We start from the raw sequence: 13,665 nt of genomic DNA, 5'->3' as shown, positions 1-13,665 counted from the left end.
AACAAAATGATATCTGATCTTGTCACCTGGCAGATAACGCTGCCACTGGCGCTTGCCGCGATCGTCGTGGGCTACCTGCTCGGCTCCATCCCGTTCGGCCTCATCCTGACGCGTGCCGCCGGCCTCGGCGATGTGCGAAGCATCGGCTCCGGCAATATCGGCGCCACAAATGTCCTGCGCACAGGCAACAAGAAGCTTGCGGCTGCAACGCTGCTGCTCGACGCGTTGAAGGCTGCCGTAGCCGCCTGGATCATGGCCTATTTCGCGGGTGAGGAAGCGGGCATCATCGCCGGTTTCTTCGCTTTCATCGGCCATCTCTTCCCCGTCTGGATCGGCTTCAAGGGCGGTAAGGGTGTCGCCACCTATATCGGCACACTTCTCGGTGTTGCACCGCTCATGGTCCTGCTCTTTGCCGCCGTCTGGCTGGGAACCGCCTTTATCACGCGCTACTCCTCGCTTTCCGCGCTGATCGCCATGCTTGTCATTCCGGTTGCATTGTGGATATTGGGCGACGAAAAGGTTGCGGCGATCATGGCGATCATGACCGTCATCTCCTATTGGAAGCACAAGGCCAATATTTCCCGCCTGATGAATGGCACGGAAAGCAAGATCGGGGCTAAGGGATAATGGACGCGCTCAGCGCAAAGCCAAAGGGAGTTGCGCTGACCGACAAGCAGAGGATCGCCTGGCTGCGGCTGATCCGTTCCGACAATGTCGGCCCTGCAACCTTTCGCGATCTCATCAATCATTTCGGCTCGGCGGAAGCGGCACTTTCCATGCTGCCGGAGCTTTCGGCGCGGGGCGGTGCCACACGCTCCATCCGCATCGCAACGGAAGCCGAGGCCTATCGCGAACTGGATGCGGCACAGCGCTTCGGCGCCCGTTTCGTCGGCATTGGCGAGCCTGAATATCCGCATGCTTTGCGCCAGATCGATGGCGCGCCGCCGCTCTTGGCGGTCAAGGGCGATCTTTCCGCGGCAAATCGGCCGGCCATCGGCATCGTCGGGTCGCGCAATGCCTCCATCAGCGGCTCGAAATTCGCGGCGATGATTGCGCGCGACTGCGGTCGGGCCGGCTACGTCATCGTCTCCGGGCTTGCCCGCGGCATCGATACGGCCGCCCATCGGGCAAGTCTTGGCACCGGCACCATAGCCGCCATGGCCGGCGGGCTGGATCAACCCTACCCACCTGAAAATGTCGGTTTGCTGGACGAGATATGGAATGGCAATGGCCTTGCCGTCAGCGAGATGCCTTTCGGCTGGGAACCGCGTGCCCGCGATTTCCCCCGTCGAAACCGCCTGATATCAGGCATTGCGCTTGGCGTCGTGATCGTGGAAGCAGCGGTTCGTTCCGGCTCGCTGATCACGGCACGAATGGCAGGCGAATTCGGGCGTCTGGTCTTTGCCGTGCCGGGCTCGCCGCTCGACCCGCGCTGTCAGGGCACGAACGGGCTTTTAAAAGACGGGGCAATGATCGTCACCTCACCCGAGGACGTCGTCGAGGCCTTGGCGCCGCTTTCCCAGCCCGATCTCTTCTCTCTGCCATCAGCCGAGGAACCAAGACGTGAGGGCGGCAAAATATCGCTTCCGCCCGATGAAACGGATCGCTCGCTCATCATCGATGCACTCGGTCCGACACCAGTGGAGGTCGACGACATCATCCGTCACACCGGTCTTTCGGCTTCCGCCGTCTATCTCGTTCTCCTGGAGCTGGATATGGCAGGCCGGCTTCACCGTCATGCCGGCGGATTGATTTCAATTTCCATGACCGACTGAGCCGCCATGCATGCGCGACTGCAGGTCCCCAGCCTCGACATAGGCCATTTCGATGAGATAACACAGCATCTCCGCCTGTTCGCGCTCTGCCATCTGGTGCAGTTCTCCAAGCATCTGACGGATGAAAGCAACGTTCTCGAGCGACGCCGCGCGATCGATGTCTTTTTCTGCAACGTTCAGCGCCATGATTGTCTCTGTGAAATCGGAGAAGGCTGCCTTACAAGGAGCCGAACCACCTTTCAAAAACGATAGCGCATCCATCCTGAATTGCAATAGTTTCAAAGTCTCTCATTGGTTGCGATGCCCGGCAAAGAGGTAAAATTGCAGCAAACCTCTTGACCACAGCGAATTCCCTGTCCATGTCGGAGGGCCGGTATTCATATTGCAGTACGTGTTGCGCCTGCCTGATTGCCGGATTGACATCTTTTTTAGAGAATCATCATGAATGTTGTAGTGGTGGAATCGCCTGCCAAGGCCAAGACGATCAACAAGTATCTGGGTCCAGGATACAAGGTGCTCGCCTCTTTCGGCCATGTGCGCGATCTGCCTGCCAAGGATGGATCAGTTCTTCCGGATCAGGATTTCGAGATGCTTTGGGAGGTGGATGGTGCCTCGTCAAAGCGCATGAAGGATATTGCCGACGCGGTGAAATCCTCCGACGGCCTCATCCTTGCGACCGACCCTGATCGCGAAGGCGAAGCGATCTCCTGGCATGTTCTCGACCTTCTGAACAAGAAGCGCGTCATCAATGGCAAGCCCGTCAAGCGCGTCGTCTTCAACGCCATCACCAAAAAGGCCGTGCTCGATGCGATGGCCGATCCGCGCGATATCGACGTCTCTCTGGTCGACGCCTATCTGGCGCGCCGCGCACTCGACTATCTCGTCGGTTTCAACCTCTCGCCAGTTCTTTGGCGCAAGCTGCCCGGCGCGCGTTCGGCCGGCCGCGTGCAGTCGGTGGCGCTGCGCCTCGTCTGCGACCGTGAATCCGAGATCGAGCGCTTCATTTCCGAAGAATACTGGAACCTCTCTGCGCTCCTGAAGACACCGCGCGGCGACGAGTTCGAAGCCAGGCTCGTTGCCGCCAACGGCAAGCGGCTGCAGCCGCGCTCGATCGGCAATGGCGAAGAAGCCGGCAAGCTGAAGGCTCTGCTAGAGGGCGCAAGCTATGTCGTCGAAAGCGTCGAGGCAAAGCCCGTCAAGCGCAATCCGGCACCGCCGTTTACGACTTCCACGCTGCAGCAGGCCGCCTCCTCCAAACTCGGCTTCTCGGCATCACGTACTATGCAGATCGCGCAGAAGCTCTACGAGGGCGTCGATATAGGCGGCGAAACTGTCGGTCTCATTACCTATATGCGTACGGACGGCGTGCAGATGGCACCCGAGGCGATTGATGCAGCGCGGCGCGCCATCGGCGAGCAGTTCGGCGATCGTTATCTGCCGGAAAAGGCCCGTTTCTACTCGACCAAGGCGAAGAACGCCCAGGAAGCACACGAAGCGATTCGTCCGACGGATTTCAACCGCTCACCCGATCGCGTGCGCAAATTCCTGGATGCCGACCAGATCCGCCTCTACGACCTGATCTGGAAGCGCGGCATCGCCAGCCAGATGGCATCGGCCGAGATCGAGCGTACGACGGCCGAAATCATCGCCGACAATAATGGTCAGAAGGCCGGCCTGCGTGCCGTTGGCTCCGTTATCCGCTTCGACGGCTTCATTGCCGCCTATACCGACCAGAAGGAGGATGGCGAGCAGAGCGACGACGCTGACGACGAGGATGGCCGCCTGCCGGAGATCAATGCGCGCGAGAACCTCGCGAAGCAGAAGATCAATTCCACGCAGCATTTCACCGAACCGCCGCCGCGTTACTCCGAAGCTTCGCTCATCAAGAAGATGGAAGAACTCGGTATCGGGCGTCCATCCACCTATGCCGCGACGCTCGCGACACTGCGCGACCGCGATTATGTGACGATCGACAAGCGCAAGCTGATCCCGCAAGCCAAGGGGCGTCTCGTCACCGCCTTCCTCGAAAGCTTCTTCACGAAGTACGTGGAGTACGACTTCACGGCAGATCTCGAAGAGAAGCTCGACCGGATTTCGGCTGGCGAACTCAATTGGAAGCAGGTTCTTCGCGACTTCTGGAAGGATTTCTTCTCGCAGATCGAAGATACCAAGGAACTGCGCGTCACCAACGTTCTGGACTCGCTCAACGAAGCGCTGGCGCCCCTCGTTTTTCCCAAGCGTGAAGACGGCAGCGATCCGCGCATCTGCCAGGTCTGCGGCACCGGCAACCTATCGCTGAAGCTCGGCAAATACGGCGCCTTCGTCGGCTGCTCGAATTACCCGGAATGCAATTACACCCGCCAGCTCTCCTCCGAGAATGGCGGCGAGGCCGAAGGGGTTGCACTGAACGAGCCAAAGAGCCTCGGCACCGATCCGACCACCGGCGAGGAACTCACGCTGCGTTCGGGGCGTTTCGGACCTTATATACAGCGCGGCGACGGCAAGGATGCCAAGCGCTCCTCGCTGCCCAAGGGCTGGAAACCAGAAGATATTGACTACGAGAAGGCGATGGCGCTGATTTCACTGCCGCGCGATATCGGCAAACATCCGGAAACCGGCAAGATGATCTCTTCCGGGCTCGGCCGCTATGGGCCGTTCCTGCTGCATGACGGCACCTATGCCAATCTGGAGAGCATCGAGGACGTCTTCTCGGTCGGCCTCAACCGCGCCGTGACGCTGATTGCCGAAAAGCAGGCTAAGGCGCCGGGCGGCAACCGCGGAACGCCGGCCGCGTTGAAGGAGCTGGGCGATCATCCTGACGGTGGTGCGATCACCGTTCGCGACGGCCGCTATGGTCCCTATGTCAACTGGGGCAAGGTCAATGCGACGCTACCCAAAGGCAAGGATCCGCAGACCATCACCGTCGAAGAAGCGCTGGCGCTGATTGCGGAAAAGGCCGGTAAGACGCCCGCTGCCAAGACCAAGGCTAAGACGGCTGCTAAGGCCAAACCAGTCGCGAAGCCGAAGACTGCGGCAGCCGAAGCCAAGACGACGAAGACTGCCGCAAAGCCGAAGGCAGCCAAGGCAAAAGCAGCGGCGAAAACGAAAAAGAGCTGAGAGTGGCCAGAGAACCGCGCGAGACTACGAGAGCCACGGGCAAGCGCCCGGGAAAGTTCGGACGCGCGAGCAGAGAAGCCGCGCCCGAGCCGCTGAATATCGTGCATGGCGCCCTGCCGCCGCGCGAGGTTATCCTGCGCTTCATTGCCGAGCATCCGCAGAAGGCTTCCAAACGCGAACTCGCAAAGGCCTTCGGGCTGAAGGGGGAAGGCCGCGTCGAGCTCAAGCATCTGCTTCAGGAGCTGGAGCAGGAAGGTATGCTGCAGAAGAGCCGCAAATCGCTGATCCGGCCGGGTGCCCTGCCGCCCGTCACCGTGCTCGACATTACCACGCGCGATAAGGACGGCGAGCTGATCGGCCGCCCGGCCGAATGGCCTGAGGATCAGGGTGTGGCGCCGGCCGTCGCCATCCGTCAGCAATCGCCTGCCGGCCGTCAAGGCAAGGGCAAGGCGCCTGTTGCCGGCATCGGCGACCGGATCCTCGCCAAGATATTCCCGGCCGTTGACCGTGGCGGCCCGGCCTATACGGCCCGCATCATCAAGGTAATCGACAAGCGGCGCGGCGCGACCATGGGCGTCTTCAAGGATGTGCCGGGTGGTGCCGGACGCCTGCTGCCCATCGATCGGCGCGGCGAAGAAATGGTGATCGACCCCGATTACAAGGGCGATGCCAAGGATGGCGATCTGGTCGAGGTGGAAATCGCCCGCCTTGGCCGCTTCGGACTCGCCCGCGCCAAGGTGCTGTCGGTCATCGGTTCCGTCGGTTCGGAAAAGGCGATCTCGATGATCGCCATTCATGCGCATGGCATTCCGCATGTCTTTCCGCCGGCGGTCGTTGCAGAAGCCGATGACGCCAAGCCTGCCACCATGTCGCATCGGGAAGACTGGCGCGACATACCGCTGATCACTATCGACCCGGCCGATGCGAAGGATCATGACGATGCCGTCTATGCCGAGGACGATCCATCCGAGGACAATGCCGGCGGCGTTATCGTCACCGTCGCGATTGCCGACGTCTCCTGGTATGTGCGACCCAACTCGCCGCTCGACCGCGAAGCACTGAAGCGCGGCAATTCGGTCTATTTCCCTGATCGTGTCGTGCCGATGCTGCCGGAGCGCATCTCCAACGATCTCTGCTCGCTGAAGGAAGGCGTTGACCGCCCTGCCCTTGCCGTGCGCATGGTCTTTTCGAAGGAAGGCCGCAAAATCGGCCACACCTTCCACCGCATCATGATGAAGAGCGCTGCCAAGCTCTCCTATCAGCAGGCGCAGGCGGCTATCGACGGCAAGCCCGACGACAAGACCGGCCCGATGCTAGAGCCGATCCTGAAGCCGCTCTGGCACGCCTACGAGACGATGAAGCGCGGTCGCGAGCGGCGCCAGCCGCTCGAACTCGACATGCCCGAGCGCAAGATCCTGCTGAAACCCGACGGCACCGTCGATCGTGTCTTCGTGCCGCCGCGCCTCGATGCACACAAGCTGATCGAAGAGATGATGATCCAAGCGAACGTCGCAGCTGCCGAGACGCTGGAGAAAAAGCGCCAGGCGCTGATCTACCGCATTCACGACTCCCCGACGCTTGCCAAGCAGGAAGTGCTGCGGGAGTTCCTCGCTACCCTCGGCATCTCGCTTGCCAAGGGCGGCAATGTGCGCGCCAACAGCTTCAACGGTATTCTCGCCAAGGCTGATGGCACGCCGCACCAGACCATGGTGAACGAAATGGTGCTGCGTTCGCAGAGCCAGGCAATCTACAGCCCTGACAATATCGGTCACTTCGGCCTGAACCTGATGAAGTATGCGCACTTCACTTCGCCGATCCGCCGTTATGCCGACCTCATCGTGCATCGGGCGCTGGTCGGTGCGCTCGGCTTCGGCGAAGGCGGCATCACGCCGGATGAGGAGGCAACACTCGACGATATCGCTGCCGAGATCTCCACCTTCGAACGCCGCGCCATGGCCGCCGAGCGAGAGACGGTCGATCGCCTGATCGCCCACCATCTTGCTGGTCGCATCGGCCAGGAATTCGACGGACGCGTTTCAGGCGTCACCAAATCCGGTCTGTTTATCTTGCTTCCGGACTATGGCGCTGATGGTTTCATCCCTATATCTACGCTCGGCACCGACTATTTCATCTATGACGAGGCGCATCAGGCGCTGACCGGGGAGAAAACCGGGCTCGGCTATCGTCTCGGCGACGATGTGACGGTGCGGTTGGCAGAGGCGATCCCGCTTGCGGGGGCCCTGCGATTTGAAATGCTGAGCGAGGGACGCAAGATGCCGACGGCTGTGCGCTCCTTCCACAAGGCGGGACGGCGCGACGCAAGCCGCGCTCGCAAAAAAGTCGGAACGAGGCCCCCGCGCGGTAGGCGTTAGTTCCGGAAAGGGAAGAACCATGAGCACACCGGCAGACGAGATCGTTCGCTACGGGGATACGTCCGGTGCCGAGCGGCCGCTCGGACGCTCCATCACGCGAGGCTTCTTGAATCGCTGTCCGGCCTGTGGCAGCGGCAAGCTATTTCGTGCCTTTCTCAAACCCGTCGATCATTGCGCCGCCTGCGGCGAGGCGATGTACCACCACCGCGCCGACGATCTGCCGCCCTATCTCGTCATCCTCGTGCTCGGCCATGTCGTCGTCGGCGGCTTCATGTTGACGGACATGACGTTCGTGCTGCCAGTCTGGGTGCATCTCGCCATCTGGGCACCGATCACCGTCATCACCGCGCTCGTCTCGATCCAGCCGATAAAGGGTGGCGTCATCGGCCTGCAATGGGCGTTGAGGATGCATGGTTTCGGCGGTGACGACGACGAACCGGACGATCACGACGCACCCGGCCGCCAAGCTTGAACACCTTCACCTTACAGACATATTTCGCGTGTAGTGGCAGCGGCCAGAGCGCCGTGGCCTGTAGCCGACTATCTGCAGTACATCGTCACGGTAATCATTTCTTGTACGGGGAACTCAAGAACTCGTCGGGAGACGCCGGAAATACTATGAAACCCTGCCCGTCACTTGGATTTGGCACGCCTATGTCTTTCTATGTGACACCAGACGGACGATTCGTCCGCATACTTCTCTAAGGATGGATAAATGTCTCAGCCGAAGAACGGCACACCGGGCGATGTCGAGGAAATCCATTGGCCTTCTCTGGTGGCAGCCGTCTCTTCCATTTCCGCTGTCGGCATAGCGATAGGCCTGGGACTGCCTCTTCTCAGCATCATTCTCGAAAAGCGCGGCATCTCTTCCACCCTTATCGGTCTCAATACCGCGATGGCCGGTATCGCGGCGATGGCGGCAGCGCCGATCACGACAAAGCTCGCGCATCAGTATGGCGTCGCACCCACCATGCTGTGGGCGGTGCTGATCTCGGCGCTGAGTGCGCTCGGATTCTATTATGCGCAGGATTTCTGGATGTGGTTTCCGCTGCGCTTCGCCTTCCATGGTGCTACGACCACGCTCTTCATCCTGTCGGAATTCTGGATCAACGCTGCCTCGCCACCTTCCAAACGCGGCTTCGTGCTCGGCATCTACGCAACGGTTCTTTCACTCGGCTTTGCCGCCGGGCCGCTGATCTTCTCGCTGCTCGGCAGCGAGGGCATCCTGCCCTTCCTAGTCGGCGCCTTCGCGATCCTGCTCGCTGCGATCCCGATTTTCATCGCCCGGCATGAGAGCCCGGTCCTGGACGAAAAGCCGGAGTTGCATTTCATGCGCTACGTCTTCCTAGTGCCGACCGCGACAGCAGCCGTCTTTATTTTCGGTGCGGTCGAAGCCGGCGGCCTCTCGCTCTTTCCGATCTTTGCCGTGCGGGCGCATTTCACCGAATCGCAGGCCGCCCTGCTTCTGACCATGATGGGTGTCGGCAACGTCATCTTCCAAATCCCGCTCGGGTTGCTTTCCGATAGCATCAAGGACAAGCGTCCCCTGCTCGTGCTCATGGCGCTTACCGGCTTCACCGGCACGATGATGCTGCCGATCCTCGTCAACAACTGGCTTCTCATGGCCGGGCTTCTGGTTTTCTGGGGCGGTTGCGTCTCCGGTCTCTACACTGTTGGACTGAGCCATCTCGGCTCGCGACTGACAGGTTCCGATCTTGCGGCGGCCAATGCGGCCTTCGTTTTCTGCTATGCCGTTGGCACCGTTGCCGGTCCGCAGGTGATCGGCGCAGCCATCGACGTTGCAGGAAACAACGGCTTTGCCTGGTCAATTGCTTGCTTCTTCGGGCTTTATGCTCTTCTCGCGGGCATAAGACTGCTTTTCCTCGGAAAGCGGGCTTGACTTTTCGGGCAAGATTCGTAGTTTCGCGCCAGAATTTGCCGTGGAGCCTATCCGGCTTTCCACGGCTTTCATTTTCTTAAAGGCAGGACGACCATGGCCAAGGCTACCACTATCAAGATCAAGCTTCTGTCGACGGCCGACACCGGTTTCTTCTACGTCACGACGAAGAATAGCCGTACGATGACGGACAAGATGACGAAGACCAAGTATGACCCGATTGCTAAGAAGCATGTCGAGTTCAAGGAAACCAAGATCAAGTAATTACTGGATCTCACGTTTTTTTAAAAAAAGCGCGCGCCTTCGGGTTGCGCGCTTTTTGTTTATGCCGGGCTCACGTAAGGTCAATGTTAGCGCAAACAGAAAAACGCCGCCCTTCCATCTTCGGGAAGGGACGGCGTTTTTATGAAAAGGGGGTCGGCCAGCAAGCAAAACGGCACGAGGAACCGTTTAAAGTTGCGTACCAGCCGACCGACCCCACGACCCAGGAGATGCGGCGGACCTGAGCATCATGGGGTATCGACAGCTCCTCCACCGGAGCGCTTTCTGTTCTGAGGCGATAATTTGCGCAAAAATGAAAGAAAATCAACAAATTCTTAATGATAAAATTTCAAGGCATGATTCTATGGTTAAAAGTCCAATTTTGGCACGTGTAAAGAACCGTGCAATTCTCTTTTACCAATCGGACAATATTTAATTTTACCAAGAATTTTACAAATATATTGCAATAACGCCATCATACCTGCCCTTACGTAAAGGGACGGCGTTACATCTGCTGAAATACGATTGACGCGGACAGATTGCTCGGGATGCACTTATAGTCCGCTCTTCTTTGCTCAATTCCTGCCTCTGGTTTTCGCGAGCAGGCGATACGTGTTATCAAAAGAAACGCGCTTTAAAGTCCATTTTGGGGCTATCGGGTTGAAAAATAAGCGGCCTTGTTGCAGCCATCAACATTAAATGTTCGTAAGGTTCAGCTAGCCCAGTGGATAACCGAACGCGGAATGTTATGAAACATCCTGTCGTCAGGCGGCTGAGGCCACGACGCGGTTGCGTCCGGTGTTCTTCGCCTCATAGAGTGCAAGGTCTGCCTGCTTCATGAGTTGGTCGGGCGTTATGACCGAAGCAATACGCGAAGATATGCCGAAAGAGGCCGTAATATTCAGCGTTTCGCCCGACGACTTCAGCAGGAAGGGCGTGCTTTCAACGGCCATGCGCAGGCGCTCGGCAACGGCCGCGGCGACTTCGGGCGAGGTGTCCGGCATGACGACGACAAATTCCTCCCCGCCGTAACGGCAGGCGAGATCGGCACCGCGGACGGTCGAGCGCACGCGGTTTGCAAATTCCTTCAGCACCTGATCGCCGCCGTCGTGGCCATAGGTATCGTTGACCTGTTTGAAGCGGTCGATATCCGTGATCAGAACCGAGAGCGGCCGGCCGCGGGCCATCGAACGGTTGAACAGCACATTGAGATGATTGTCGAGGTAACGGCGATTGTTGAGGCCGGTCAGCGGATCGGTGACTGCGAGCTCGATCGTCTGCTTGACATTGGCGCGCAGGCGGTCGTTGTAGCGCTTGCGCCGAATCTGCGTCAGGCTGCGGGCGACCAGTTCGTTCGGATCGACGGGGCGCACGATATAGTCGTTGACGCCAAGATCGAGTGCCCGGATGACCATGTTGTCGGCGCCCTGCTCGGTGATGATCAGGATCGGCAGGAAACGGGTCCGCTCCAGCGAACGGAACTGCGAGCAGAGCCGCAGCGGGTCGTAATCATCGAAATTGGCGTTGACGATAACGAGTTCGAAAGTGCTCTCGGCCGCTTCGAAAAGGGCAGCCTGTGGATCTGAAATGGCAACCACATCGGCGACAGGCTTCAGCGTCTTGATGATGCGCTCCTGCGAGTTGGCACGGCTGTCGACCAACAATACCTGGCCCGCTTCGTCTGAGCGTTCGTCGCCAGCATGCATCAGCTCATCCATGCCCATCGTCTGAGCGGTCTCGGCGCGCGTGCGCAGTTCGTCGCTCAGCGTCTTCAGGCGCAGCAGGCTCTTCACGCGGGAGATCAGCTGCAGATCGTTGACGGGCTTGGTCAAGAAGTCATCTGCACCGGCCTTCAGGCCGCGCACACGGTCGGCCGACTGGTCGAGCGCGGTGACCATGACGACGGGAATATGCGAGGTCTTAGGATTGGCCTTCAGCCGCTCGCACACTTCGAAGCCATCGATGCCGGGCATCATGATGTCGAGAAGAATGAGGTCTACCTGGTTACGGTCGCAGATCGCCAGCGCCTCGTAGCCGTCGGCGGCTGTCAGCACGTCGAAATATTCGGCCAGCAACCGCGCTTCGAGCAGTTTCACATTCGCCGGAATATCGTCAACTACCAGTATTCGCGCGGTCATTAATCTTTCCGATGCTCAGGCGTCGCCCAAATAAGTCTTGATCGTCTCAATGAATTTCGGAACGGAGATCGGCTTCGAGACATATGCCTCGCAGCCGCCCTGGCGAATCCGTTCCTCGTCGCCCTTCATGGCGAAAGCGGTGACTGCAATGACCGGGATCGCATGCAGTTCATCATCTTCTTTCAGCCATTTGGTGACTTCGAGACCGGACACTTCCGGAAGCTGAATATCCATAAGAATAAGATCGGGGCGGTGCTTGCGTGCAAGATCAAGCGCTTCCATACCGTTGCGGGTCTGGATCGTAGTATAACCCGAGGCCTCGATGAGGTCCCGAAAGAGCTTCATGTTGAGCTCGTTATCTTCTACAATCATTACCTGTTTGGGCATGACAAGCTGTCCCTACGTCCGCTCTTGAAGCCAGATGTCCCATGACAAGACATCAGCTGACAAATGGCTCCATGAAACCGATAGTGCAAGCTACCGGTATTTGGTTGAAAAAAAGGTAACTCGACCGCCGCAATGCAAAGCAATTTCAAGACTTCGAAACAACTTGCGGCGGCAGCCGATCCGCAAGAAACGGCTATCGCCGTCCTCGGTTGGCTGGCAAACGATCCGGATCTCTTCGGCCGCTTCCTGGCGCTGACCGGCGTCGAGCCGAGCCAAGTGCGCAACGCTATCAACGATTCCGGCTTTCTCGGCGGCATGCTGGATTTCCTCATGAACCACGAGCCGACCGCGATCGCCTTCTGTGAGGCGACAGGCACGACGCCGGAAGCGCTGACGGCTGCATGGCGCCACTTCTCTCCACCCGGCCTCGATTCCGGAGAATACTGATCGTGAACGACAGCGCCGAACTCGGCATCTCGCATATCCGGCTCGGCGACAGGCCGCTCATCGTCTGCGACGTCGATGATGTCGTACTGCAATTCATCGATCCCTTTCAGTTGTATCTGCAGAGCCTCGGCCACGAATTCCTGCCGCGCTCCTTTCATCTTCACGGCAATATCGTCTCGCTGGCCGACGGGCAGGTGCTTGAGGATCAGCACGTCAGCCGGCTGATCGCGGAATTCTTCGAGGCCCAGGAGAGCTGGCAGACACCCTTCGATCCGGTCGTGTCCATCCTTGAGCAGCTGTCCAGGAATGCCGACATCCTGTTCCTCACCGCGATGCCGCCGCAGTTTTCCGCCCACCGCCGCCGCCTGCTCGATAGCACCGGCCTAGCGTTCCCGATGCTTGCCAGCGAACAGCCGAAGGGACCGGTCGTGCAGGCGTTGCACGGCGGCCGCGACCTTCCAGTCGTCTTCATCGATGATATGGCGCACAACCTGCGTTCGGTGAAGGAGCATGTAGAGGATTGCCTGCTCATCCACCTCATGCCGGATTCACCCGTGCACCGTTTTGCGCCACCTGCCTCCGAGGACATCGCGCGAGCGCGAGACTGGGCGCATGCGGCCGAGCTGATCGACCGGCATCTTGCGGCAGACTCCATCAAACGTGCAAATCCAGCCGCATAAGCGGCCGGCCATCCTTACGCCGCGCAATCGTCTCAAAACCGGCAGCGTCAAAGATCGCTGTCGAGCCGATGCAGAGCGTCACCGATTTCGACTGCTTCACATGGTCGATGGGACAGGCATCCAGCAGGCGTGCGCCCTCGCGGCGGGCGTATTCGACCGCGCCGGCAAGCATCCGGTGGCTCAAGCCCTTTCCGCGTAGCTTCGGCAGCAGGAAGAAACAGCTGATCGCCCAGATCGAGGGATCATGCGCATCACCTTCATCGACGGGCCGCGAAACTGTGCGCGACGAATTGAACTGGGGCACGTCATGACGCGGCCCGACCTGTACCCAGGCGACCGGCTCTCCTTCAGAATAGCAAAGAATGCCGGGCGGCGGCCCGGCCGCAATGCGCTCCTGCATATGGGCCCTACGCTCAGCGGGCTCCATCCTGGTGCGGACGGCATGCGGAAGGCGCAGCGCGACGCACCAGCAATTATAGAAGGCGCCCTGCGGGCCGAACAGCGTCTCGAAGTCGCCCCAGCGTTCGGCCGTGACAGGCTCGAAACGAAAATCGATATCCACGGCCAAGCTCTCCTCCCTCTCTTGAGACT

Annotated in this window: 13 protein-coding genes; 9 read left to right on the top strand and 4 right to left on the bottom strand. The window is 59.5% G+C overall.

The window, feature by feature from the left end:
* Window positions 1-6: 6 nt before the first annotated feature.
* Complete coding sequence (plsY, locus tag EV281_RS01575; RefSeq protein WP_132651215.1) at window positions 7-627, top strand: glycerol-3-phosphate 1-O-acyltransferase PlsY; 621 nt, start codon at window positions 7-9, stop codon at window positions 625-627.
* Window positions 627-1,775: a DNA-processing protein DprA gene (gene dprA, locus EV281_RS01570; protein ID WP_132651214.1), complete on the top strand. Its 1,149-nt coding sequence runs from the start codon at window positions 627-629 to the stop codon at window positions 1,773-1,775. The genes plsY and dprA overlap by 1 nt, the downstream gene beginning before the upstream one ends.
* Here the strand turns inward: dprA and EV281_RS01565 are convergent.
* Window positions 1,755-1,961 (bottom strand): hypothetical protein, encoded by a 207-nt coding sequence (locus EV281_RS01565; protein ID WP_132651977.1) that lies wholly within the window; start codon window positions 1,959-1,961, stop codon window positions 1,755-1,757. The genes dprA and EV281_RS01565 overlap by 21 nt on opposite strands.
* A 255-nt stretch (window positions 1,962-2,216) precedes the next feature.
* On the opposite strand from EV281_RS01565, the gene topA reads away from it, so the two are divergent.
* The 5 genes from topA (at window position 2,217) to rpmG (ending at window position 9,425) form a co-directional block, all read left to right on the top strand.
* Window positions 2,217-4,892 (top strand): type I DNA topoisomerase, encoded by a 2,676-nt coding sequence (gene topA / locus EV281_RS01560; RefSeq protein WP_132651213.1) that lies wholly within the window; start codon window positions 2,217-2,219, stop codon window positions 4,890-4,892.
* 2 nt (window positions 4,893-4,894) lie between these two features.
* Window positions 4,895-7,264 carry a ribonuclease R gene (gene rnr / locus EV281_RS01555; protein WP_132651212.1) on the top strand — a complete coding sequence of 790 codons (2,370 nt, stop codon included), beginning with the start codon at window positions 4,895-4,897 and terminating at the stop codon, window positions 7,262-7,264.
* A 19-nt stretch (window positions 7,265-7,283) separates the two neighbouring features.
* Window positions 7,284-7,736 carry a DUF983 domain-containing protein gene (locus EV281_RS01550; RefSeq protein WP_132651211.1) on the top strand — a complete coding sequence of 151 codons (453 nt, stop codon included), beginning with the start codon at window positions 7,284-7,286 and terminating at the stop codon, window positions 7,734-7,736.
* A 243-nt stretch (window positions 7,737-7,979) separates the two neighbouring features.
* Window positions 7,980-9,164, top strand: coding sequence for an MFS transporter (locus EV281_RS01545; protein WP_132651210.1), 1,185 nt, complete (start codon window positions 7,980-7,982; stop codon window positions 9,162-9,164).
* 93 nt (window positions 9,165-9,257) lie between these two features.
* Entirely contained in the window at window positions 9,258-9,425 is a 168-nt protein-coding gene (gene rpmG / locus EV281_RS01540; RefSeq protein WP_003587245.1) for a 50S ribosomal protein L33, read from the top strand.
* A gap of 761 nt (window positions 9,426-10,186) precedes the next feature.
* Here the strand turns inward: rpmG and EV281_RS01535 are convergent.
* Together EV281_RS01535 and EV281_RS01530 are read right to left on the bottom strand one after the other, a co-directional pair.
* The gene (locus tag EV281_RS01535; protein ID WP_132651209.1) at window positions 10,187-11,560 is read right to left on the bottom strand and encodes a PleD family two-component system response regulator; all 1,374 of its coding nucleotides are present in this window, start codon (window positions 11,558-11,560) and stop codon (window positions 10,187-10,189) included.
* Window positions 11,561-11,575: 15 nt separating this feature from the next.
* Window positions 11,576-11,947, bottom strand: a complete 372-nt coding sequence (locus tag EV281_RS01530; protein WP_132651208.1) for a response regulator — start codon at window positions 11,945-11,947, stop codon at window positions 11,576-11,578.
* 132 nt (window positions 11,948-12,079) lie between these two features.
* Between EV281_RS01530 and EV281_RS01525 the strand changes: the two genes are divergently transcribed.
* Window positions 12,080-12,394: a DUF3572 domain-containing protein gene (locus EV281_RS01525; protein ID WP_132651207.1), complete on the top strand. Its 315-nt coding sequence runs from the start codon at window positions 12,080-12,082 to the stop codon at window positions 12,392-12,394.
* 2 nt (window positions 12,395-12,396) lie between these two features.
* On the top strand, window positions 12,397-13,074 hold the full coding sequence (locus tag EV281_RS01520) for a hypothetical protein (RefSeq protein ID WP_132651206.1): 678 nt from the start codon (window positions 12,397-12,399) through the stop codon (window positions 13,072-13,074).
* On the opposite strand, the gene EV281_RS01515 is transcribed toward EV281_RS01520, so the two are convergent.
* The gene (locus EV281_RS01515) at window positions 13,049-13,636 is read right to left on the bottom strand and encodes a GNAT family N-acetyltransferase (protein ID WP_132651205.1); all 588 of its coding nucleotides are present in this window, start codon (window positions 13,634-13,636) and stop codon (window positions 13,049-13,051) included. The genes EV281_RS01520 and EV281_RS01515 overlap by 26 nt on opposite strands.
* Window positions 13,637-13,665: the final 29 nt, after the last annotated feature.

This window comes from Rhizobium sp. BK418 (assembly GCF_004341105.1).
GTDB lineage: Bacteria > Pseudomonadota > Alphaproteobacteria > Rhizobiales > Rhizobiaceae > Rhizobium.
The sequence above is the reverse complement of the archived record's forward strand: the minus strand, read 5'-3'. Positions and strand labels throughout refer to the sequence as shown.